We start from the raw sequence: 23,688 nt of genomic DNA on the forward strand, positions 1-23,688 counted from the left end.
AAATCCGATTCACAGGTATCAACCACTGTAATAAAATGATTTGTTGTTAAAAAAATGTCCTGAGACACTTTGGGATTGCCCTTTACGTTTAAAATACCATTCTGATATATACTATTTCCCATCTCGTCAGATCCCTTGAAACCATCTGGAAAGAATTTGTTTGTGATTTGTTTACCATTATTAGAGATATTTCCGGCATACAGATGAAAGGTTCCTGTATTCTCCAATCCCCTTTTTGAATTTTCTGTAAGCGTACCACCACTCAAAGTTGCAGTTCCTTCATTTTTCAACCCTGTTTTTGCAAACCAGACCTGATTTTCACTACCAATTGTCAATATCCCGGCTCTCCCATTATATATTCCAAAATCAGAATTACCAAATAGGATACAATCTGCTCCGTTATACATGTTGAGTTTACCCTGGTTATTAATTCCATAAGCAGTTTCGCTGTATATTCGGGTTTTACCTTTTATATTTAGTCGGTCTGCATTGTATATGGCACCATTCGAATTTTGATTGGATTCCGACTGTGCCTGTGTAAGTCCGCTACCTGCATTTTCAAATTTTTCGAATCCGATGAAAGACCACTTATTACCCACAGACGGCGCATTTTCGATATCTACAGTACCTAATGTGTTTACTATGCCATATCCTTGATTTCCATAGATTCTGCCGCCGGTCATTGTAAAATACGCAGATGCATTTCCCAGCCTAATGCCTCCTCCGGTATTTCCAGCTTTACATTTATTACTGTGGATCGTTCCTCCCGTCATGCGAATGATTCCATCATTGTTGATACCACCATCATTGGGTGCGGTATTTCCATAAATTGAGGCCTCATTTAGAACCAGTGAACAGCCTGACAATACCTGGATGCCTCCTCCCCAGGATGTTGCCGTATTATTAGCCACGGAACCGGATTTCAATGTATTTTCACTTCCCCCAAAGGCAATGCCTCCGCCGGTTACAGCTGAATTACTGCTAATATTATTGCTTTCTAATGTAACGCTGGCATTATAATATATCCCGCCGCCGTTTCCGCCTGTGGCTGTATTTCCTGTTATCGTAGTATTAGTGAGACTTAATATTTTGGCATTATGGGTATCCGTATAGATTCCACCTCCATTCCCGGATGAAACCTTATTATTTTTAATAATACCTCCGGAAATGATCAGATCATTATTTCTTCCGCTAAAGATTCCGCCGCCGCCACTGGCTGCTGTATTTCCATTAATGCCTCCACCGGCCATAGTAAATGTCCCATCATTCCTGACACCACCACCTAATCTGCCTGATATATTGTCTTTAATCTCACCGCCTTTTAAATTAAATATCCCGTTGTTTTGCACACCTCCGCCACCTGATGATGTATTATTTCGTATATATCCGGATGACATGGTATAGGTTCCAAGGTTATAGACTCCTGCCCCCGTACCATAATTGTAATTATCATGAATATCTGCATTTCCCATAATTACATTTCCGGTAACGGTATTATATATGCCATAAGCAGTACAGCCGTAAATCCCTCCACCGTTGATATTTATATTCCTGCTATTGTAAATTCCAGCTTGTGCATTCAAAATCAGGACTTTAGCTATCGTCATTTGCCCCGAATTATCTACTGCATGTGTAGATTTCCCTGTTATAACAGGATAGTTTCCTGATGAATTAATGGTACAAGTCCCCACATTATTTATATTAAAATTAGTCGTACTTGCCAGGCAAATCCATGCATTTGCGTTTCCCTGAACTGACAGATTTCCCTTATTATATATATTTCCTTCTCCATTATTACTGGATGTAAAGACGGTGCTATTCGTCCAGGATGAAAATCCCATACCAGCGCCATCCTTTATTTCTACAGTTCCCGCTTCATTATGTATTCCGTAGCCGCCAGCATTGCCATATATCCACCCGCCCTTTACAGTCATTTTCGGATTATATGCCCCATGCTGTTCAATTCCGGATCCTTTGCCTGAAGTATTATTATATATTTTACCATTCGATATAGTTAATACAGTGGCAACGCCCTGTGTACCTCCATCGTTGCATATGCCGCCGCCGCTGTTAGCCACTGCACGGTTACCTGTAATTTCACCTCCGGTAACTGTTAAGGTGTTTTTATTCATAATACCTCCGCCATAAGTTGCTGCAGTATTATTTAAGATCCTTCCGTTGTTTATAATTAAGTTTTGATTGTTATAGATAGCTCCGCCACTGGATGACGCTGTATTTCCGGAGACAGATACCGTTCCTTTCAGGGTTACCGTTCCATCATTATAAATTCCTCCTCCATAATTTCCTTTGTTAGCGTTAATACGGATTGAGTCTGCATCACTGCTTTGCGCATCTATCAGGCAGGTCCTTCCGGTATTATTATAAATTCCTCCACCCTTATCACCTCCTCCGTTATTTATAATTTCTATCCTGTTTCCAAGCCCATAATCTACCGTAACGATAGACATGTTCCCATTATTTTGAACACCCCTTAAGGTACAGTTTTGAATTACGGTGCCTTTCGTTGAGAAAGGTGAATTTTCTATATTGCAGCTGTCTTTTCTGGTATTCTCATTTAACACGCCCGTCTTGGCACCATCAATATTAACTCCATAAAGGTATACATAACCGGTTGCTGTATTGCGGATGCCATACCCTGCATTTCCCCATATTTTTGTTCTATTTCCATTTGTATTGCTTGTAATGTCCAGTGATCCTTCATTGTGTATGCCCTCATTTCCGGTATGGTAAATCCTCCCTGCTGACTCCATCCATACATCTGACTTGCCGGAAATAGATATTCCATAAGTTGTATTAGAAGAAACTTGATAAGTATCCGCATTTGTATACGAAGTCAAACCTACATATACGGAATTAATATCCGCTATAGAATTATTGATCTGTATTCCAATATCATTATTATAGATAAATCCTCCACTGAAGGTTGCATATGCATCCTCTTTATTCCCTCCATTTGCACCGTTTCCATGATTTACCCCCACACCTACGTTGCAGTTATAAATACTGCCTCCGGTAACTTCTATCGTACCGCCATTGGAATGTACTCCCTGTCCATACTGCATTTTCCGCTTTGTACTCTCACAGTAAATTTTCCCGCTTTTTATCAAAATGGTTCCGTAAGATCCAATTCCAAATGTATTTCCCCCGCCATTCACTGCTGTAACCTCTGCTGTATTCATAAGACTTCCGCCATTTAATACGATAGTGGTATTTGGATCTCCATAAACAGTATGATAACGGCTGTTCCGCACAAGTACATTGCCGTTTATTGTAACTCTTGCTGTGCCCTGCACAATGATATTGCTGGAATTTATACAATTACCGGTTCCCTTTGTGGCACTTGCACCAATATAAAGTTTATTAGCTGCTGCCGATCCATTGGATGCCGTATGGGTTCCTGTTGCTGCAAAAGTGACCTTGCTGTTACCGTTTAAGATAAATGCAGTTACATTATTCCCATTGGCAGGTGTAATTGTGCGATTGCCGCCGGATGCTCTGATCGTGATATTTTTATTTGTGATAACAACATTTTTAAGGGTCATATTTTTTGTAATATTAATAACATCACCACTGCCGGATTGTTTAATCGCAGTTTCAAGCTCTGCCTGGTTGGATGCATTTCTGGTTGATGCCGCAAAAGGTGATATCGTCTTTTTTAAACCAGCCTTTTTATCGACTACCGAAACCGAATATTTTATTTTTGCATCCGGATAATTTTGCTGTATGATATCATCATAATAGCTTTTCAGATCCTTGTATCTCTCTCCTGATTTTCCGGAACTACCACTTCGTTTTTCCAGAAGTTTCTGTAATTCAGCCTCTTGTAATTCCTGTGTCATTTGGTAGGCATTATAATAAAGGCCTCCAACAAAGTTTGGTTCACCACTGTCATTGGTTTTCCTGTATGATTGTATTTCAAGATTCACATAACGCGGATACTGGAAAAATGCATCTTCGTTTATCTTAATTTTTTTTAACTCTGCATCTTTTTTCCTGATCTTAAAACAATTAAAAAATGCATATGATTCAATTTGCTGCAAAGTATCAGGGAAGTTCTCTATTTTTAGGTTTATGTCCTTGCTAAACGCTCCTTCTTTTATAATTTGGAGGTTGTCCGGCAGTTGTATTTTAGAAAGGCAGTAATTCTCAGCAAAAGCATATTTCCCTATGGTTTTTAAAGAAACCGGCAACTTCAGTGTTTCTGCATTACGGCAGTTACGAAATGTATAATTACCAATAACCGTAATCCCCTCATCTATAATAATAGATTCAATTTTCGTTTGTATATCATTAAGGGGATTATCCTCATACATAGATAAATCCGGTATTTCGCCCTTTCCGGTGATCGTTAGTACTCCGTCCAGGAATTCACCACTTACATATTCTGAAAATTTGAAAATTATTTTTTCGGCTTGTTCAGCATTAGAAGTGTCTTGTATTTTGCTTTCCTCATTAGGTTCTGACTCAACAGCGGGATGTTTTTCTGTCTTATTTTCTTCATGAAGATCTGTCTGGCTAACGGATTGCTCTGAATTCCCTTCCCCTTGTATCCCTGTCTCACCAGTTAATTCTTCTGTATTACTTTCCGCATTCGTTTCTGACTCTCCTCCGGGATGCTCTTCTGTATTGCTCTGCGCATTCGTCTCTAGCTTTCCCCCTGGATGCTCTTCTGTACTGCTCTGCGCGTTCGTCTCTGGCTCTCCAATGGTATGCTCTTCTGTATTGCTCTGCGCATTCGTTCCTGGCTCTCCAATGGTATGCTCTTCTGTATTGCCCTGCACATTCGTTCCCGGCTCTCCAATGGTATGCGTATGCTCTTCTGTAATGCCCTGCTCGTTTGTTCCCGGTTCTTCTTTGTTATCCTCTTTTGAATTGCCCGCCTTGTTCACTCCATACACGCTTGCAAAATCTTCTACTGCATTACTTTGTGCTTTTGCATCTGTGATCCCAACTGACTCCTTTGATCCAGTCTTAACACCCGGTACTCTTTTATCCACCCCATAAGCTATGTCCGGCAGACACAAAGCAAGGGCTAATATGGTTGCGATCATCCTTCTCCCTGGTTTAATTTTCATTATCTATTACCCCCTATCTGCATACTGCACGAAATGTCATATCCTCAGTTACAAGAATTTTACCGAAATCACCATCCCATGCACTATCCCCTGTTAATTCCCACCTGATTAAATTATCCGGTTCCGGTTGTGGTGCTGTCAGCCGCCCCTCATGGTAGACCTGGAGCTGCCGAAACAATGTTCCGTCTTTATTTAGAAATGTAACCCGATAAAATTTGTCATTTGGATCCTGAAACTGCTCGAAAATCACTGTTTTTCTGACTGCAATTTCCCCAACCTTTCCTGTAAAATATTTAAAGTGTTCTATGGCTTCCACATCCATACACCCATTTTCAAAGTCTATTGTTTTAACACGAATTTCTATATCTGCATCGCTGGCTATTTGTGCAAATAAATTCCCGGTTAGATCTGCAATCAGCTCATTCTGATCCCTGATTGGATATGTATGATCCAGATATTTTACTTCCATTGTCTGTTCAATTGCATTTGAAAGACTTTTTTCCAGCTCTGATTTTCTGATATTTCTGCCGGAAACTGTATAAATAATGCTTCCTGTCAAAAGTAATACCAGAATGCTGATAAATGCTATGATGCCTGCTTTCATATAATCCTCCCCTATCTTGCATAGCCACGTATTGTATGTTGTTCCTTTGTGATATTTAAAATTCCGATATCATAGTTATAGTTCAGAACCACTTCGGCTGTTTTCTTATGATCTTGTATTTCATAGGGAAGTATTGGTTCGAGAACATATCCTTTATCTGCCGCATCGGTATATAAGCTTTCGATTACTTCCTGATTAAAATTACTGGCTTCCAGCTCATTTATAATTGATGCGTGATAGTCTCTTGCATTTGCCGTATTGATAGACGCCGTAATATACGCAGTTCCTGATATGGCAAGTAGTGCAAATGTAATGATAATTATAAAAAATTCAACAATTCCTTTCATCTTTTCTCCCTCATTTTTTATTTAGAACGACAATGCCCGCATCACTGCCCACAAAATTTTTACCAGAGACAAACCGATTATAACAATTGCCGCTGACTGTCCATATTCCTCTAAGATATCCTTCATAAATCCCCGTACCCCCATCTAAAATTTTTTTGTCATCTCTGCCGGTAACTGGATATCTAGTACAGCATTGCGTAAATAGCTGTGAATAGAGTGTCTGATATCTGCGTCAGGTGTGCGTCTGCGAAGCGACGGCGTAGTTGGCTACGATTAGCTTCACAGACGTGCACCTGGCGGAGATAGCGGGTGCTATATTCATAGTTATTTGTGCAATGCAGTACTAGCTTTTTATTCCCATATACCTCACATGAGAGCCATTCTGTTTTATATTTTCCTGAATTACCATTTCTTTTAAGGTAGAACTATTAGTTTCATCTGCCCCATAGATTTTCAGAGAAACACCGCCTGTCTGGCTTGCTGTCAGCTCCAGACAGTCCAGATAGCTGATAGGATCTGCTTGAATAAATAATTCTCCCCGCAGCTTTACACATCCCGAAAAGGCTTCATCCATCCTGCTGACAGAGGAAAAAACAGGTCCCATTCCAGTCATTTCAGAACAGCCTTTAAAAGCCTGACTGATATCTTCCACGGTATTTTCAATAAAACCATATCGAATGGATACACAGTTCTGAAAAGTTCCCTGCATTCTGCGGACTCCATGAAACTTAGGTATCATTTCCAGTCTGGAACACCCGCTGAACCAGTAACTGACATTTTCTGTCCGGACAGTATCGGCAATTTCACATTCCGTTATTTTATCTGCATAATCTTTCAGCCATGGTATCTGGCCAGCACTACCATATTCCTTTACCGCTCCTTCTCCATCAATGGTAAGGGCATACCGCTTTCCTGGATTTCCTGATGTCTGATCATCATACTCAAAAATCTTTGCCATTACCGTCTGAGGTACTTTTCCAATATCCCATTCTTCCAAAAGCTTTGATGCTTCCGGACTATCCAAATTGTTTACTATTGCTACAGCGAATTTTTTATCCGTTGTAAGTCCCTGTGAATCCTCTGCGTGAAACAGAAAAGACATCGTTCCAAACTGGACTGCCCGTATTTCGTAATCGGATGATACCTGTGTCCCATCCTCCAGGTAGTAACGGATATTCTCTTTCAGATCATTACCATCTGCATCCGCAACCCTTAATACCAAATCACGAATAAATATTTTATCCCCCAGCTTTAACTGGGGCGAACCAAAAACAAACTTTGGTTTTTCTCTTTTTGACAGACTGGTAAGTTTATATTTTGTTTCTTCGTTTCGAACATTTGGATTAGCAGGCTTCAGACGGTCCACCATATCCATAAACGCTCCATGAAACAGTAATATCATCATACAGATCACCCCGATTATGGCTATTATGATTACTTTTCCATACTCCTGAATAAAAACCTTCATCTCACAACCTCCCGCTTATCATTGCTCTTATATGGCTATGCCGAATACCATACTTGAAAATCTTCTTGCCAATACTTCTAAAAATCCACCTTCTTTTAAACCACTGAATAAAAACATTAATATCAGCCCCGCCAAAATAATTCCGATTATTACGTAGGCATACTCTTCTAAAACTGCTTTCATTTTACCCCTCCTCTACATTCCCTGGGTCAAATTCAGTAAGGATATCAGAAAGACTCCCAGGTCTGTCATCATTTTCAGGGATCCGGTTACCATTGGAATTAGCACCAGCATTCCTGTCCCTGCTGTCTTATCTTCATTTATGATTCTTTCCGACTTATCCAAGAGCCGGTTATTACGCTCCACCAGAAATATAATCTGATTTTTAAAATCTTCCAAGCCGGATTCAGACATGGAATACAGCATCCGAAGTACAGACTGCACATCCGGCAAATCAAATCCGGACATAAATCCCAGATATGGTTCAATGGCTGCAGGATTTTTTTCTATATTATCTACTAGCTTACGCAAATCTTCTCTGAGCACATAGGGCGCCCTGTCAACAGACTTTGTCAGCGCTACCTGGGGATTGTCTGTTTGCAGCAGCAGTGACATCTCCATAATCCAGATCGGAAATGCCTTATCCACTTCCCTAACCATCCTTTTTTTCGCCATCTTAAGTCCCATTCCGGGCTGCATCAGCGCATATATAACAGCCGATGCCCCAATGACCGTAACCGGAATATTTTGAAGAATGGTTCCGGCTGCACAGATTATCAGGCAGATTCCAGCCATGAAAAAGGATTTTTGTCTTTCTTTTTTGGGATTTTGCTTCATAACCCGATCATAACATCTTTGGATCTCTTCACAGTTTTCTTCCAGGTCGTTTAACCAGTCCACACTGAGCTTCTTCTGCCCCATATACCAGATAATAATATTACTGATCATCAAAGACATGGTTGCTGCCTGGGATAACCCGTTACCAAGCGTCTGAAAGTCCTTTGGCAGCATGAACATCGTCAGTCCGCAGATCAAAAAGGAAAGTGCCAGGGAAATCGTAATCTTTACTTTGAGATTACTTCGATTCTTTTCCAGTTCATAGACTCTTTCTATCCACATTCTGCGGTCTTCCAGTAAGATATCAATTGCACCGTTAAACTCGCCGCCAAAATTCTCTACCTTTATTAAAAATTCATGTGCCTGACGCATCCTGCGGCAGCCATAAGACTCTTCCATCTCCAAAAATGCATCCCGGTATAAATCTCCACCTTCTCCAATGGGTTTATTTTGAATGGCATCCATGACCTTCAGAATATGATCATGCATCTGCCCTTCTGGAAATACAGCCAGTGTATCCTGTAATGATGTGAGTATCTTAGGTCCTTTACGAAAGGAATACAGAAGCTGCTCCAGATAATTGGTTACATCCAGAAACCGTTTCTGCTGGTACATATTCTGATACGTATTCAAAATGATAAAAGGGGATAAGAACAGAGAAAAAATCGATACCGCCAGAATATAAGGCAGTTGTAATTGATAGATGATACTTATGATAAAAATACTGACCAGTGCCAGCAGATAAAATTTCCAAAAACCCAGCAAGGAAAAATGATACCCATACCGGTTTACTTCATACACCAGATTTCTGGGACTTAACCAGTTAAAGATGCCTGGTTTTCTTTTTCTACTCATTGCCAATCTTCATACCTCCCCGTTACCCGGAAGGGATTATGGATGTTGTCCTGTAGGAATTTCTTCTCAATATTCTGAGGAAGTCCGCGCTGTGTCATACCGCCATTTTCAGCAAGCATCATTATTTCATTCACCCCTTTGCCTTCATTTCTGTTATAGATACCGATTTGCTCTATAAACCGCTGGATTACTCCTGCACTGTTAATTCGCTTTTTCAATAAAACACCTACATTCACAAAGGAATAGATATCATTTTCCATGCGGTTTGCCGAAAAGGAATCCTTCATCATATTTTGGATTCTATCCGGGACTTTGCGAACATCATCCGTATGCAAAGTCGTCAGACAATGGGTACCCGTACTCATTGCCTCCAGCAGATATTTTACTTCTGTCGATCTGGCTTCTGAAAGCATAATCCACTTTGGATTTTGACGCAGACATGCTTTTATTGCCTTTGTATAGTCAAATAGTTTTTCATTTACTTTCAATTCCACTGCATCCTTTCCGGGATTAATGTCTGCATAGTGTATCTCCAGATTGTCCTCAATCGTGATGACTCTTTCATTGTCGGGTACAAATCTGGTGAGATATTTGAGTAATTCCGTCTTTCCCGATCCCGGCAATCCGCACATAATAATATTCATATGGGCTTTTACGGCATTTTCTAAAAATGCCATCATTTCTCCGGAACAATAGCCGCACTTCTGCATTAACGGCTCGGTGAGCCGACGGCAGGGATCTGTTTTCCGGATGGATACTGATCTGCCCGTACTTGCTACGCTTTCATGTATAATTGATATCCGCAGTGTTTTTGTTTCTGCCTCCAGCAGATTTTCATTTTTATTAAAGTTTGCGCTGACCGCATTGGACAGACGCATACTGAACTGATTAATAAAATCCGGTGTTACTTCTATGTCTTTTGCAAGGAACCGCCCCTTTTCCAGGTGATCTATCCAGGTATCTCTGCCATTATAATTAATGTCCGTTACCAGGTCATCCTTGACATACTTTAAGAAAGGTCCATAATTTTCTTCTTTAAAAGTCCAAAAATCATCTTTAAGATTAATACTGCATTCTCCTTTCTTTTTGCAGGAACTTGTTACAGTCCCTGCATTCTCCTGTACTACCAGGGCATTGTAATTTGAGGTGGACTTGTGATACCGGATTTGGTAATGAAATTTGTAACGGTGGCTGCGACTGCTTCACCGATATAATGACCTAATGGGGTTGCCAGTAAAACCATAATCAATGCAATAATTGCAACAATTATGATGATACCGTATTCCTCCAGAAATGCTTTCATAGGCATATTCCTCCTTTCCATATTTTTCTATAGAGAATCCCTAAATAAAGTCAGAGATGTTCTATCATGGTAATCCTTAATACTGTTTTAAAAAATGGGAAAATCTTTGGCGAATGCCAGAATTTATATTTGTAAGATATTCATACTTTAACATAAGATATTTTCTTTGTCAATAGAAAAAGAGTGATGTTTTTTTATTTTTTTAAACATCACTCTTTATCTTTATATTCTATTTTTACCAGCGTCAACCCTTCCGGCCTTGCTGTTTCACCTGCTTTTTTCCGATCTCTGCCTTCTAAAATCTCCATTATATACTCCGGTTCAAAGCTTCCATTCCCTACCCGGATAAGCGTACCTGCGATAATCCGAATCATATTATACAAGAATCCGTTACCCCTGACACGGATTGTAATCAGGTCATCCTTTTTGTCAATATCCAGTGAATAGATGGTTCTTACCGTATTTGTGATTTCCGGTTTGTGAGTACAAAGTCCTGCAAAATCGTGTTCCCCAATCATATAAGCAGCCGCTTTTTGCATGCGCTTCACATCCAGGGGAATATAATAGAACAGGGAATACAGGCGGCGAACTGGATCCTGAAAACGTTTATTCAAAATTTTATACTCATATGTCTTCACTGTTTTGCAGAATCTCGGATGAAAATCTTCGGATACCTCGCTGGATTCCTGGATGCGGATATCTGCCGGGAGCCTGGTATTCATGGCATAAGAAATCTTATCTGCCGGCATTCTCGCCATTGTATCAAACACAGCTACATTTCCCAGGGCGTGTACCCCGGCATCTGTCCTGCTGGCACCGATCACCTTAATTTCTTCTTGCAGCAGTTCGGAAAGATGACGATTCAATTCATCCTCAATCGTATTTCCATTGGGCTGAACCTGCCAGCCGCAGTAATTTGTGCCGTCGTAAGCAACTACTAATTTTACTCGTTTCATGTCACACACCTTTTTACAGACTACTTTTTATACACTACTTTTTTACAGAACTCCAGGATTTACATCTTTACATACAATTTTATTAATATCATCCCTGCCAGATAAACCAGGAGGCAGATATATGCTGCATAATCCTGCTTCTTATAAACCAGAGGTTTCATCTTCGTTCTTCCTTCACCACCATGATAACCCCGGGCTTCCATAGCCATTGCCAGATCATTCGCCCTGCGAAATGCAGAGATGAACAGCGGTACCAGCAGCGGTACCAGGTTCTTTGCCTTTTGTATCAGATTCCCATTTTCAAAATCAGCTCCCCTGGCCATCTGAGCTTTCATAATTTTATCCGTTTCTTCTAACAAAATCGGAATAAACCGAAGGGCGATGGACATCATCATAGCTACTTCATGTACCGGTACACGCAGTTTATTCAGGGGACGCAGTCCTTTTTCCATACCGTCTGTCAATTGGTTCGGCGTGGTGGTCAACGTCATGACAGAAGATCCGATAATCAGAAATGCCAGACGAAGTGCCATAAAGACTGCCGTTTCGATTCCCTCCCGGGTAATCGTAAACTTCCATATTGTCAGAACCGGGGTTCCTCCCGTCAGGAACAGATTAAAAACAACCGTGATCATGAGCAGGATCATAATGGTCTTCAGCCCTTTTATCATGAATTTAAAAGGTACTTTTGACATCTTAATCACGACACCCAGGCAGACGGCAGCAAATGCATAAGCAATAAACGACCGTACAATAAATAACGATACGATAAATACAATTGTACCAACTAATTTAGTCCTGGGGTCAAGACGGTGAATGGGAGATTTCACCGGATAATATTGTCCTAATGTAATATCTCTTATCATATTTATAACCATTGCATATCACAGGATCTCCTGTAATACTGGCTTCCTTTCCATTTCTCAATTTTCTGGCAACAGGTACTAGAGCGTGTTTTAAAATTGCTTTCTGACAGCTGTATGTCACAGTTTGCGGGAATGAATTTTCAAACACGCTCTAAAGCATACTTCTGCCTTTCATGGCTTTTAAGATAGCATCCCTTGCCTCTTCAACCGTGGTAGCGCTGGTATCTATCTTCCATCCTTTGCTTTCCAGGGCCTTTACGGCATAAGTGACCTGCGGCGCAGCCAAACCAATTGCTTCCAACTCTTTATAGTGCTGGAACACATGCTTTGGCTTGTCATCAAACATGATCTTTCCTTTGTTCATAACGATAATCCGCTCTACATACCTTGCAACATCTTCCATACTATGTGATACCAGTACAACTGTTATTTTCCGCTCCCTGTGAAGTTTTGCAATCTGATCCAGAATATCATCCCTGCCTTTGGGATCCAGCCCTGCGGTGGGCTCGTCTAAAATCAGCATTTTCGGCTGCATTGCAAGAATTCCGGCAATGGCTACTCTTCTCTTTTGTCCGCCGGACAGCTCAAACGGAGATTTCTTATAATATTTTTCCTTGAGACCTACCTGCCGAAGTGCCTCTAATGCCCGCGCTTCCGTTTCTTCCTTTGACAATCCCTGATTTTTGGGACCAAAGCAGACATCCGTAAACACATCAATTTCAAATAACTGGTGCTCCGGATACTGAAATACCAGTCCTACCTGATTTCTGAGGCTGCGCATATCAAATCCATCCTGATAAATATCCTCCCCATCGTAATAAATTTTACCGGAGGTTCCTTTCACAAGACCATTTAAATGCTGGATCAGTGTTGATTTACCGGAACCGGTATGGCCAATAATTCCAATAAATTGATCATCTGGGATCTCCAGATTAATTTGATCCAGAGCTTTCTTTTCAAATGCTGTTCCTTCACTGTACACATAACTTAAATTTTCTATTTTCATTGACATAGTTCATTCACCAACTCATCTACACTTAAAATGCCTTCCGGCAGATCTGCGCCTGACTTTCTTAATTCATGCGCCAGCAGTGTTACCTGGGGTACATCCAGACGATATTTTTTTAAAGTGTCAACCTGGGAAAATATCTCCCGGGGTGTTCCCTGCATGACAACCTTTCCCTCATCCATTACAATTACCTTATCAGCATGAATTACTTCTTCCATATAATGGGTAATGAGAATTACCGTTACCTCTTCTACCTGGTTTAATGCCCGTATGGTACGGATGACTTCTTTTCTACCGGTTGGATCTAACATTGCGGTTGGCTCATCCAGGACAATACACTTCGGATGCATAGCCACCACACCTGCAATGGCAACACGCTGCTTTTGACCGCCGGAGAGCTTGTTGGGAGAAGCTTCCCGATATTCCCACATCCCTACCGCTTTCAGACTTTCCTCCACACGTTCCCAGATTTCTTTGGATTCCACTCCCATATTTTCCGGTCCAAAACCTACGTCTTCTTCCACTACGGTTCCGATAATCTGATTATCCGGATTCTGGAAGACCATTCCTGCCGTCTGACGGATCTCCCATACCTTATTATCATCCCGGGTATCCATCCCATCTACATAAAGCGTCCCTTCCGTAGGTATCAGGATGGCATTCAGATGTTTTGCCAGGGTAGATTTTCCGGAACCGTTATGTCCCAGTATTGCAATAAAATCCCCTTTTTTTACATCCAGATCCACATGATCAATCGCTCTCTGGGTAGATTCCACATTTCCATCTTCACCATATTTAAAATATTCATATACAAGCTTGCTTGCTTTTATAATTCCCATATTGTCACCTGTTTTAGTTTCATTGTTAACAATTCTAATCTTTGTATATTGTATATGATTTAGTGAATTTTTACAAGGACTTTCGGGATGAGAATTTCTAAAATGATTCTGTAATCTTTCTAAAATAAAAAAGCATTGTAGGAATAGCATCCCAATCCCTTCTATGGTATAATCGGTTTTTCATGTTCTGTAAACAAGAATTAGTCAGGAGGTATCACTTATGACCTGGGATACATTATATCCGAAAACCACTATGCCTGATTTTGAACAAATCGGTGTATATATCCAGAATCCGCTGTGAAACCAGATGCACGCCTGTTTGACTGAAACATATAAAGCCCTTCCCAAAATAGAATACAGCGGCTGTTCCTTAAAGGGCTGGAATATAAAATACCGGAAAAAAGGTAAAAATTTATGTACAATTTATCCTCAGGAAGGCTGTTTTAAAATTCTGGTCATAGCCAGTGAACGTCAACAGGTGGAAATAGAATTTTTCATCCGGACCTGCTGCCGTGAAGTTCAGGAAGCATATGAAAATACAAAGTTCTTTAATGGCGGAAAATGGCTGTTTTTGGACATCACAGATGCTAAAATCCAAAAAGATATTTTGGAACTCATACATTTCCGTACACTTTAATCTAAAGTAACCACAAAAAGAGTATAAAAGGAGCGCGGATAAGCTCGGACGACTTTATCCCACTCTCTATTATACTCCCGTCATGATTACCGCCGTCACAATTAACCGACACCGGTATTTCTTACCTATTATCAAAATTATTTATAATTACATTTCCGTTATATCTTTTTTACCGACTTGCCCTCAATCAGTTCACCTTCAAATACCCTCTGCCGTTCCTTTGCACCATTTAAAATCACATCAAACAGCATCTTAATCGTAGCTTCTGCCATCTCCTCTACCGGCTGACGGATCGTTGTAATAGACGGGTGATAGTAAGCCGCCATCTCCAGACCATCAAATCCAGCCACCGAATAGTGCTCCGGCACGCTTTTTCCGGCGTCAAATATAGCTTTGCAGCATCCAATGGCAATACTGTCGGAAATGGCAAAGACAGCAGTGAAATCCTTCCCGGATTCCAAAAGTTCCCTGGTTACCGCATAGCCATTTTCCATGGAATAGCTGTCCACATCATCTTTCATCCGGGCAACATAGGATTCGTCATATGCAATTCCGTTTTCCTCCAGCGCTCTTTTATACCCTTCCAGACGAAGTCTTCCTATACTCTCATCATCTTCGCCGGAAGCAATGATTGCAATTTTGCGGTGCCCCTGACCAATCAAATAACGAACCATCTTGGCACTTTCCTCTACATCATCTACATAGACGCTGGAATATTTTTCACTTCCGGACTGATCCCGCAGTCCAATGGTGCTGAGCACAAAAGGTACTGGAATCTGCTCCAGCTTCTCCTGAGAGTGGGAAAAGTGACCGCCCAAAAATACAATTCCGTTCAGCCTTTTCTCCTTCTCCAGACGGATTGCAACATCCACCTCATCCTGGTGGTCATCCACATGCTGAAGCACAAACGTATATTTCTTTTCCTGAATCTCCTGCTCAAAAACCTTGATCATCTTGCTGAAAAACGGATTTGTAATTCCCTTGATTAATACTGCGATTGCCTTGGCATCTGCCCTTTTTAGATTCCTGGCGCTGTTGTTGGGCACGTAATGATAATCTTTAATTACTTCCATGATTTTCTGCTTAGTCTCTTCATTAATATCCGGATGATTATTCATCGCCCTTGACACAGTACTCACACCAACACCACATAATTTTGCTATATCCTTAATCGTAATTGATTCCATTGGTTTTCCTCTTCCCGATATCTGATAGTAAAAGTATATCAACTGATGAATAAAAATTCAAGAAAAATAAGACACAATGGAAAACTCAATGAAAAACTATCCTCTGGTCCGGTATTCCTTTGGAGACATTCCCGCATACTTCTTAAACTGCACGGTAAAATATTTATAATCACTATATCCTACCTGTTCTACAATTTCATACACCTTTTGATTCGTCGTCTTAAGAAGATGCTTAGCTTCTTCCATGCGGATTTTCTGCAGATATTCCATATAATTCTCACCCGTTTCCTTCTTAAACATATAGGAAAAATAAGTTGGAGACAGATAAAGTTCCCGGCACAGATCATCCATCGAAACCTTCTTGTTATAATTATTACGGATATACTCCTTCGCCTGCAGTATCATTTGATTTTTCTTAACCGGCTCTACCCCACCGCTGTCCCTGACCAATTCCGCCATCCCGTGGAATACTCTTTGCATCAGCGCTTCTAATTCATCTATGGTAAACATGGTCTTTATGCGCTCTTCAAATGCACCGTCTTCCAATTCTTCTGTCTGACGCTCCTTTATGACGCCATAAGCTGCATTTTTTAACATGATTCCCAGTACGTAGCAATAATTTTTAATCATTTCTGAATTGAGCCTTTTTTCTTCAAAGCTGCAAAACATCTGGCGAATGCTCTCATTCGTCCCTTGAACATCCCCTTCCAGTACCTGATTTAAAATACGGTTCATTTCCACCGGATAGTCACGCACCCACTGTTTCTCAAACTCATATTCAATACTTTCCTGGAATTCATTTATGAAGCTGCCTTTCTTGTAGAAGTTCTTCTCAAGTGCCTTTTTCGCCTGGATATAAGACTTATATAAATGAGTAACCGATGGATACGTCATTCCAATTCCCACTCCGATACTTGTCTCTTCCCCCTGGTAAACCTCATCTTTTATCCGTTCTGCAATTTTATTAAAAATTCCACCTGTGCATTGATCCACATACAGAATTCCATCCTTCCCTGCGGAATAACCGGAGAGAATAATATCCACTTCCCCTAAATCCCGTATGACAAAAATACAATGTTCTAATTTCTGCAGACATTCACCAAATATCACTGCATATTGCTCTTTTAAGTTTGCTTCTCCCTCGCCCGCAGCGGCAGGTACACCAATGCGAAATATGATTCCAGTGACATCACTGGTTACCAAATCCAGTTCCAGGCGCATCACTTCTTCCTCCAGATTGGCATAAACGCTGCGCTTTCCTTCCAGCAATTCAATCATCAGGTCCTGACGCAGATGAGAGAGACCTTCGCTCAGGATCAGGCTGCGCCGCACAATTTCTGCTTCTTCTGTTTTCCTGTAATCCAGCTTCTGCCGCAGGCGCAGAAATACTTCCTCTATTTTTTGCTTCCTGACCGGCTTTAACATATATTCAAATGCACCAAATGCCACTGCCTCCCGGGCATACTCAAATTCTGCAAAACCACTTAATATAACAATTTCAATATCCGGATACCGCTTTTTTATTTCCTTTGATAAATCCACACCATTCATTCCGGGCATTTTTACATCGGTCATAACCACATCAATTTCCGTACACGCCAGATAGTTCAGTGCTTCTTCTCCGTCCTGTGCCTCTGCCGCAACCTCAAACTCCAGCTCTTCCCATTTTACGCCCCGTTTAATTCCCCTGCGGATGATCTCTTCATCCTCTACCAATAATACTTTATACAACTGCCTCTCCCTCCTTTATACGGTACGGTATTGTTATTACAGCCGTCGTTCCGCTATCCTGGTCCGATGTATATTCCAATCCATATTCGTTTCCATAATAAAGTTTAATTCTCAGATTTACATTTTTTGTTCCCACACTTTTTTTTGCATCATATTCTCCATCATTAATATAAGCTCTTAAATGGTCAAGTTCCTCAATTGTCATTCCTTTTCCATTGTTATGAATGATAAAATATATCTGATCTCTGTCCGTTTTACAGTGTATGGTTATTTTCCCCCCGCTTTTCATCTTTGAAAGTCCATGCTCAAATGCATTTTCGATAATGGGCTGCAGAATCAGTTTAATTGTGTAACACGGCAGAACATCCCGATCAATCTCCCACAGGACTTCGAACCGTTTTTCATATAATACCGACAGTATTCGCAAGTAACTTTTTGCATTCTCAATCTCCTCCGATACCAGAACATATTCGCTCTGGGAGGAAACGCTCAGCTTAAAATATTCCCCCAACGTAGCAATCATCTCTTCCGTTTGTTCATACCCTTTTTCATCCGCCATCCAATAGATTGTTTCCAGAATATTGGATAAAAAATGAGGATTAATCTGCTGCTGCATTGCATTTAACTCCAGTTCCCTGATTTTTACCTGTATCCGCTCTTCTTCAATCTTTCGGACATACATTTTATCCGTAAGCTCCTTCTGTGTCGCCAGCATACGCTGAAATTCCAAATCTAAAATTCCATGTTCATCCGAAGACATGGTGTCACAAAACTCAGTCCTTAATGTGGTATCCTCCAGATAAGTCTGCTGTTCTCCAGCTATTTTAAACTTGTATAACAATTTTTGAAGCGGTTCCGTAAGGCTTTTTGCCAAAATGTAAATGCAGATGCCTCCCCATGCCAGAACAATCACAGCCAGACAGATGCCCATAATATCTGCCGGTGCTCCCTTTACCTTTCCCGTCCCTACTTTCAGCGTCCATCCATTTTCAAGATTGATCTCGCTCATCCAGGATTCTTCCTCCCCTGAGGGCCCCAGGGAAAACAGCTCTTTTCCGGTGTTGCTAAGCAGTTTTAATTGCTGGTTTTCATACAGACCAAGGGTCTGGCATATTTCTTTTAACTTTTCAACATTACTTTTTAACAGCACGGTAAATGATCGTTCGGGAGCCATTCCTATTTTCTGAGTCTTCAGACAGAAAACCTCCCCTCCATCTGTAACTACCCATCCCGGTTTTTCTTTTGCATTTTCCATTAATTCTTGAAATACTGCTTGAAATGTATCTGCTTTTGGAAGATCTTCACCTCCCAGAATCAGCGTCTTCCCATCGCTGGATCTAACACCTCCATAGGTAAAAACCACTTCTTCCTTACAGGTATTGCTTAAAATATCCGCAACCCTTTTTTTTACCTCTTCTGTATGATAATCCGTGTTTTCATGATAGAGGTACAGATCAGCCTGAAAGTCGTTGTTTTCACATAAGTGCACCAGTTCTTCTTCGTATTTATTGAGAAAAGCGCCCAGCTGAGTTTCAATTTGATTCAGGTATATGTTTTCAAACTGTTCGACCGTTCTCTCTCTCTGGTAATTCTGATTCCACCAGGTCAGCCCCAGCAATATCCCAACCGGCATCAGACACAGAATCATATAAAAAGTGTACATCCGCCTCCCAAGAGAAATGTAACGCAGTCTGCTGATTATTCCTTTCATGAAACCCTCCTTTCCAACTTCCCGGCTGCGTTGCGCCTAAACAGGATCCTTGTGATCTTCTTTTCTGGGAACGGAAATCTCTATCTTATATCCTGAAATGTTACGCTTATTTTCTGAAGTATCTATCGTCTTATATTCGTGATTTTCTGAGATATTAATCTTTCTATATTCCTTATTTTCTAAAATCTTTACGCCGTAATCATCCCCAAAATAAAGCCTCAGCCTCTGATCCACATTTTTGCACCCAGGCATATGCAGCATATCTGCTTCTCCGTCAGAATATTCCAACTGGTCTGTGCAGATCGTAAATAAAATATCGCCCTCTTTTTGGGATACATCAATATGCAGCATAATTTTGTCTCTTCTGATCTCCAGAAGCAGGTTCAGCATATCCTCAATCACAGGCTGCAATACCAGCTTTAAAATTCTGCTCTCTCTGGTTCCATCCTCGAAATCCCACTGGATAAACAGACGGTTTCCAAACCTTATATTCTGTAAAAACAAATAATTATCTACACTTGCCGCTTCCTCTTTTACTGATGTATATTCTTTCCCCTTACTGATGATGGTCCGGAAATAATTTCCCATGGCGATTACCATATCACTGATTTCTTCTGCCCCCTCATACTGACCGTTCCAGTAAATTGTTTCCAGGGTATTATATAAAAAATGCGGATTGATCTGTTTTTGAAGTGCGGATAGCTCTGCTTCCTTTTTCAGCCTGTCCAGACGGCTTTTTTCAAGCTCCATATGATATTCCTCTGCAATCATGTGCGTCCTCTTTTCATTCATATGGTTAAACCCGTCTTTGACTTCCCGGTACTCATCCCTGCCGCTGTCTGGGATCGGCTCTCCGGTTTTTCCCTGCCGGACTGCTGTGATCAGTTTGGAGAGCGGCCTTGTAATACTCTCGGACATGATTTTGGTCAGAAGAATTACCACCGCCGCCAGAAGCAGTACCAGCACTGCCGTTATGAGAATCTGCTTTTTTGCACCAGCCAGCAGATCTTCGTATGGAATCCCCTGCACAATATCCCATCCCATACTTTGAACAGGATAGCTCATCACAAACATCTTATCACTCAGCCCATTACCCGCCCCTGCTTTTTCGCCCTGATGCTCTTTAAAAATGTCTTCGTTGGTAACAGCAGTCCCTTCCCCGTCTATGATTCCCGTTACCCACTGGCTGCCTATTACATGATTCTGGCAAAGTTCATCTACGTAATCTTTATTTAAGGAAACAAAAATTTTATTGCCATCTCCAAGTAACCTGGAAATAATAATATATTTTTTCTCATCCTTCCCCGCCTCTTTTTTTCCATACCGCCAGACAGTTCCTCCGTCTGTCTCCACTTCTTCTAACAGCCTGGAACTGTGCCCGGTAACCGGTGACAGGAAATAGAAACTGGTCCCATTCTTACTTACCATTTCCACCGTATCCACTTCCTGGTTTTCACCAAATACGCTGTAGACCATCAGACGCATTTCATTTTCAATCTCCTTTTTCTGATCCCAATCCTGCTTTTCATAATTTTGGAGTCTGTAAAGAAAAGAATGATTTGACGCAATCGTCTGAATCTGCTCTTCATATTTGGCGAAATGCAGTTCCATGTTTGCTGCTGAAATCTCCGAAATTCTTTTCGAATAATCCATCGCCAGTTCTTTCATATTCTGATAAGAGCGATAAGCCTCATATCCGCCAATCAGAACAATGGGAATTACGGATGCCAGAAAGAAAAGTACACCCAGCCTTTTTTTAATTTTTAATTGTCTCAGCAGATGTATTCCTCTGCTGCGAATTGAAATTAACATACGCTTCCCTTTCTAATTATATTCATAACCCCATTCTTCTCTGGCTATATTGCTCCAGTTTCTTTTGTCCAGGGCATTCTCCCGGTTCATTAAATATGGAGGAACGACAGCATGCAGCCCCCTCTCATCCTTTGTCACCTCAAAATTTTCCCAATAAGTTCCCTCCAGGAAATAACTTCCCTCTGGAATCTCCTTGCCTTGAAACAGGTAATCCCGAAGCAGCGTCACCAAAATTTTACCATATCCCACGGCATCCTGTACAACAGATGTATCATAATAACCTTCCCGGATCTGGTCAGCTGCATAGGGGTCACCATCAATCGTCACAAAAATAATATGTCCCTGCTCTCCTTGTTTTTTCCACTTTCCTGCCTCCTGAAGCGCTTCCGCCAGCCCTCTTGCCGGATAGTCACTGGAACAGTGAACAGCATCAATGGCTTCACCTTTCCCCAATACTCCCTGCAGCCATTCCCTGGCTGTCTTGGCATCCCCCTTCATGTTGCCGGACACGCATTTGATTTCAGGATATCTGGATATCTCATCTTCAAATCCTTTTTTTCGATAAGTATAAGCGCTGCTTCCTGTCATTCCATAGCTGTGTGCCACAACTCCCCTTGGTGTCTGATACTTTTCGGTGAGCAGACGAACGATTTCACGGGCAGCCATCTGTCCCGCCAGATAATTATCAAAATTAACGGTAAGTGCCACCTCACCTCCAGTAGATTCCGTATCCACCAGCATCACCGGAATGCCGGTTTCATTTACCGTTTCAATCGCCGGATTAATCGTTTCCTTATCAATCGGAGCGGTAATAAGCACATCCGGTTTCTTTCTGCAAAAGTCAATCATCTGCTGGTTCTGTCTGGTCTGGTCATAGTCTGCAATAGCGGATTCATATTTCCATCCCTCTTTCAGTGTATAAAATTGTACAGATGCATTTACGATACGATGAAAGTAAGTATTCAGACTTTTCTGCACGAAAGCGATATAGTGAGACTCTGTTTCTCCATCTGTTTCTCCGTCTGTTTCCCAGGTTGTTTCTACAGCGTGTTCTGAGCCTGTCGCATTACGGCATCCGGCTGCCATCAGCATAAACAAGCAAAAACTAACCGCCACAATTCCATATAGAAGTTTTCTGCCCATGTGCTTTCATTTCCATCCTTTCTTTCCGGATTTAATCGTCCATAAAGCTAAAATTCACTACAAAATATTTGAATCCAGTATAACATGAACAGGAGACAATTTCCTTAAAAATCGTCCCCTGTTTCTTCTTGGCAATTCGTGTATCTATACTGCACTCTGGCAGCTCCACTCCTTTTATTTATTTATTTTTTCAAGGGCTTCCCATATTCCATTCAAATAAGTAGCTCCCAGAGCACGATCATATAAACCGTAGCCCGCTCTTCCGGTTTCACCCCAGATCATACGTCCGTGATCCGGCCTGATATACCCGTCAAATCCATTATCAAATAATGCCTTTAATATTGCAAACATATCCAGGCTGCCGCAGCTTGATAGATGGGCACGTTCCTCAAATCCCCTGTCTTCTTCTAAAACTGCTACATTTCTTGCATGTACAAAATGAATCCTGCCCATTTTTGCATATTTTGCCGCCATCTGCACTACATCATTTTTACTGCTGCATCCAAGAGATCCGGTACACAGCGTAATTCCATTGTGAGAATCATCCACCATCTTCAGAAAACGATCCAGATTTTTTTCACAGGTTATAATCCTTGGCAGTCCAAAAATGCTCCAGCAGGGATCATCCTCATGAATCGCCATATTAACATTACACTCAGCTGCAACCGGAATCACTTTTTCAAGGAAATACTGCAGATTATTCCACAGATCATCTTCTTCCATTGCCTGATATTGTGCAACCACTTCTTTTAACTCTTCCCTGGTATAGCTGGAATCCCATCCAGGCAGCGTTAGGTCACTGTCACTTTCCAGCGGATTTACCCGGTCTACCTGTTCCTGATAATAAACCAGGGAAGTGGAACCGTCAGAAAGTCTGTGATCCAGCTGCGTTCTGGTCCAGTCAAAAACAGGCATGAAATTATAACAGATACACTGTATGCCCGCCTCTGCAAGTCTTCTGATATTTTCACAGTAATTTTCTATGTACTGCTCTCTGGAAGGTTTTCCAAGCTTAATGTCTTCATGCACAGGCACACTTTCAATCACTTCAAAATGAAGTCCGGCATCTTCGGTCAGCATCTTCAGCCGCTGTATACTCTCCCTGCTCCAAACCTCTCCCACCGGAACATCATATACCGCGGTGACAATTGCGTGCATACCCGGTATCTGGCGGATTTTTTCTAAAGTAACCCCATCTTCTTCTCCATACCATCTAAAAGATAATTTCATGTCATATCCTCTCTTATTTTCCAATTCATATTATTAAATGTTTCCTACAGGAACTTC

Annotated in this window: 20 protein-coding genes; 1 reads left to right on the forward strand and 19 read right to left on the reverse strand. The window is 41.2% G+C overall.

The window, feature by feature from the left end; all coding sequences use genetic code 11:
* The 13 genes from ACH2DQ_RS25805 to ACH2DQ_RS25865 form a co-directional block, all read right to left on the reverse strand.
* The coding region (locus tag ACH2DQ_RS25805; protein ID WP_395028636.1) for a leucine-rich repeat protein at positions 1 to 5,096 on the reverse strand (5,096 nt) is incomplete at its 3' end.
* A 13-nt stretch (positions 5,097 to 5,109) separates the two neighbouring features.
* Positions 5,110 to 5,700, reverse strand: a complete 591-nt coding sequence (locus ACH2DQ_RS25810) for a hypothetical protein (RefSeq protein WP_394914017.1) — start codon at positions 5,698 to 5,700, stop codon at positions 5,110 to 5,112.
* An 11-nt stretch (positions 5,701 to 5,711) separates the two neighbouring features.
* Positions 5,712 to 6,047 (reverse strand): hypothetical protein, encoded by a 336-nt coding sequence (locus ACH2DQ_RS25815; RefSeq protein WP_394914016.1) that lies wholly within the window; start codon positions 6,045 to 6,047, stop codon positions 5,712 to 5,714.
* A 343-nt stretch (positions 6,048 to 6,390) separates the two neighbouring features.
* Positions 6,391 to 7,515, reverse strand: coding sequence for a hypothetical protein (locus tag ACH2DQ_RS25820; protein ID WP_394914015.1), 1,125 nt, complete (start codon positions 7,513 to 7,515; stop codon positions 6,391 to 6,393).
* Between the two features lie 27 nt (positions 7,516 to 7,542).
* Positions 7,543 to 7,698, reverse strand: a complete 156-nt coding sequence (locus tag ACH2DQ_RS25825) for a hypothetical protein (RefSeq protein ID WP_394914014.1) — start codon at positions 7,696 to 7,698, stop codon at positions 7,543 to 7,545.
* Positions 7,699 to 7,710: 12 nt separating this feature from the next.
* Entirely contained in the window at positions 7,711 to 9,207 is a 1,497-nt protein-coding gene (locus tag ACH2DQ_RS25830) for a hypothetical protein (RefSeq protein ID WP_395028637.1), read from the reverse strand.
* Positions 9,204 to 10,274, reverse strand: coding sequence for a CpaF/VirB11 family protein (locus tag ACH2DQ_RS25835; RefSeq protein WP_394914075.1), 1,071 nt, complete (start codon positions 10,272 to 10,274; stop codon positions 9,204 to 9,206). Before ACH2DQ_RS25835 ends, ACH2DQ_RS25830 begins: the two co-directional genes overlap by 4 nt.
* Positions 10,275 to 10,330: 56 nt before the next feature.
* A complete protein-coding gene (locus tag ACH2DQ_RS25840; RefSeq protein WP_394914012.1) occupies positions 10,331 to 10,510 on the reverse strand; it encodes a hypothetical protein in 180 nt (59 codons plus the stop codon).
* Positions 10,511 to 10,719: 209 nt separating this feature from the next.
* On the reverse strand, positions 10,720 to 11,466 hold the full coding sequence (gene truA / locus ACH2DQ_RS25845; protein WP_394914011.1) for a tRNA pseudouridine(38-40) synthase TruA: 747 nt from the start codon (positions 11,464 to 11,466) through the stop codon (positions 10,720 to 10,722).
* A 59-nt stretch (positions 11,467 to 11,525) separates the two neighbouring features.
* Positions 11,526 to 12,332, reverse strand: coding sequence for an energy-coupling factor transporter transmembrane component T family protein (locus tag ACH2DQ_RS25850; protein WP_394914074.1), 807 nt, complete (start codon positions 12,330 to 12,332; stop codon positions 11,526 to 11,528).
* 2 nt (positions 12,333 to 12,334) lie between these two features.
* Complete coding sequence (locus tag ACH2DQ_RS25855) at positions 12,335 to 12,466, reverse strand: DUF6783 domain-containing protein (protein WP_394914073.1); 132 nt, start codon at positions 12,464 to 12,466, stop codon at positions 12,335 to 12,337.
* A gap of 17 nt (positions 12,467 to 12,483) precedes the next feature.
* Entirely contained in the window at positions 12,484 to 13,344 is an 861-nt protein-coding gene (locus ACH2DQ_RS25860) for an energy-coupling factor transporter ATPase (protein ID WP_394914010.1), read from the reverse strand.
* Positions 13,335 to 14,180, reverse strand: coding sequence for an energy-coupling factor transporter ATPase (locus ACH2DQ_RS25865; RefSeq protein ID WP_394914009.1), 846 nt, complete (start codon positions 14,178 to 14,180; stop codon positions 13,335 to 13,337). The genes ACH2DQ_RS25860 and ACH2DQ_RS25865 overlap by 10 nt, the downstream gene beginning before the upstream one ends.
* 307 nt (positions 14,181 to 14,487) lie before the next feature.
* Here ACH2DQ_RS25865 and ACH2DQ_RS25870 point away from each other — a divergent pair, with 307 nt between their 5' ends.
* Positions 14,488 to 14,817 carry a DUF3788 domain-containing protein gene (locus tag ACH2DQ_RS25870; protein WP_394914008.1) on the forward strand — a complete coding sequence of 110 codons (330 nt, stop codon included), beginning with the start codon at positions 14,488 to 14,490 and terminating at the stop codon, positions 14,815 to 14,817.
* A gap of 158 nt (positions 14,818 to 14,975) precedes the next feature.
* On the opposite strand, the gene ACH2DQ_RS25875 is transcribed toward ACH2DQ_RS25870, so the two are convergent.
* From ACH2DQ_RS25875 to uxuA, 6 genes are all read right to left on the reverse strand, one after another.
* The gene (locus ACH2DQ_RS25875; protein ID WP_394914007.1) at positions 14,976 to 16,004 is read right to left on the reverse strand and encodes a LacI family DNA-binding transcriptional regulator; all 1,029 of its coding nucleotides are present in this window, start codon (positions 16,002 to 16,004) and stop codon (positions 14,976 to 14,978) included.
* Between the two features lie 96 nt (positions 16,005 to 16,100).
* Positions 16,101 to 17,735, reverse strand: a complete 1,635-nt coding sequence (locus ACH2DQ_RS25880; RefSeq protein WP_394914006.1) for a response regulator — start codon at positions 17,733 to 17,735, stop codon at positions 16,101 to 16,103.
* Positions 17,728 to 19,446, reverse strand: coding sequence for a sensor histidine kinase (locus ACH2DQ_RS25885; protein ID WP_394914005.1), 1,719 nt, complete (start codon positions 19,444 to 19,446; stop codon positions 17,728 to 17,730). The genes ACH2DQ_RS25880 and ACH2DQ_RS25885 overlap by 8 nt, the downstream gene beginning before the upstream one ends.
* A gap of 36 nt (positions 19,447 to 19,482) precedes the next feature.
* Positions 19,483 to 21,258 carry a sensor histidine kinase gene (locus ACH2DQ_RS25890; RefSeq protein ID WP_395028638.1) on the reverse strand — a complete coding sequence of 592 codons (1,776 nt, stop codon included), beginning with the start codon at positions 21,256 to 21,258 and terminating at the stop codon, positions 19,483 to 19,485.
* 12 nt (positions 21,259 to 21,270) lie between these two features.
* Positions 21,271 to 22,401, reverse strand: a complete 1,131-nt coding sequence (locus ACH2DQ_RS25895; RefSeq protein WP_394914003.1) for a sugar ABC transporter substrate-binding protein — start codon at positions 22,399 to 22,401, stop codon at positions 21,271 to 21,273.
* 174 nt (positions 22,402 to 22,575) lie between these two features.
* Positions 22,576 to 23,631: a mannonate dehydratase gene (uxuA, locus tag ACH2DQ_RS25900; RefSeq protein WP_394914002.1), complete on the reverse strand. Its 1,056-nt coding sequence runs from the start codon at positions 23,629 to 23,631 to the stop codon at positions 22,576 to 22,578.
* Positions 23,632 to 23,688 lie beyond the last annotated feature (57 nt).

The organism is Robinsoniella sp. (genome assembly GCF_034124845.1).

Excerpts from the sequence above, each read along its gene's own strand:
- ACH2DQ_RS25810 (WP_394914017.1), bottom strand. The coding sequence starts at position 5,700 with ATGAAAGCAGGCATCATAGCATTTATCAGCATTCTGGTATTACTTTTG.
- ACH2DQ_RS25815 (WP_394914016.1), bottom strand. The coding sequence starts at position 6,047 with ATGAAAGGAATTGTTGAATTTTTTATAATTATCATTACATTTGCACTA.
- ACH2DQ_RS25820 (WP_394914015.1), bottom strand. The coding sequence starts at position 7,515 with ATGAAGGTTTTTATTCAGGAGTATGGAAAAGTAATCATAATAGCCATA.
- ACH2DQ_RS25825 (WP_394914014.1), bottom strand. The coding sequence starts at position 7,698 with ATGAAAGCAGTTTTAGAAGAGTATGCCTACGTAATAATCGGAATTATT.
- ACH2DQ_RS25830 (WP_395028637.1), bottom strand. The coding sequence starts at position 9,207 with ATGAGTAGAAAAAGAAAACCAGGCATCTTTAACTGGTTAAGTCCCAGA.
- ACH2DQ_RS25840 (WP_394914012.1), bottom strand. The coding sequence starts at position 10,510 with ATGAAAGCATTTCTGGAGGAATACGGTATCATCATAATTGTTGCAATT.
- truA (WP_394914011.1), bottom strand. The coding sequence starts at position 11,466 with ATGAAACGAGTAAAATTAGTAGTTGCTTACGACGGCACAAATTACTGC.
- ACH2DQ_RS25850 (WP_394914074.1), bottom strand. The coding sequence starts at position 12,332 with ATGATAAGAGATATTACATTAGGACAATATTATCCGGTGAAATCTCCC.
- ACH2DQ_RS25860 (WP_394914010.1), bottom strand. The coding sequence starts at position 13,344 with ATGTCAATGAAAATAGAAAATTTAAGTTATGTGTACAGTGAAGGAACA.
- ACH2DQ_RS25865 (WP_394914009.1), bottom strand. The coding sequence starts at position 14,180 with ATGGGAATTATAAAAGCAAGCAAGCTTGTATATGAATATTTTAAATAT.
- ACH2DQ_RS25870 (WP_394914008.1), top strand. The coding sequence starts at position 14,488 with ATGCACGCCTGTTTGACTGAAACATATAAAGCCCTTCCCAAAATAGAA.
- ACH2DQ_RS25875 (WP_394914007.1), bottom strand. The coding sequence starts at position 16,004 with ATGGAATCAATTACGATTAAGGATATAGCAAAATTATGTGGTGTTGGT.
- ACH2DQ_RS25885 (WP_394914005.1), bottom strand. The coding sequence starts at position 19,446 with ATGAAAGGAATAATCAGCAGACTGCGTTACATTTCTCTTGGGAGGCGG.
- ACH2DQ_RS25890 (WP_395028638.1), bottom strand. The coding sequence starts at position 21,258 with ATGTTAATTTCAATTCGCAGCAGAGGAATACATCTGCTGAGACAATTA.
- ACH2DQ_RS25895 (WP_394914003.1), bottom strand. The coding sequence starts at position 22,401 with ATGGGCAGAAAACTTCTATATGGAATTGTGGCGGTTAGTTTTTGCTTG.
- uxuA (WP_394914002.1), bottom strand. The coding sequence starts at position 23,631 with ATGAAATTATCTTTTAGATGGTATGGAGAAGAAGATGGGGTTACTTTA.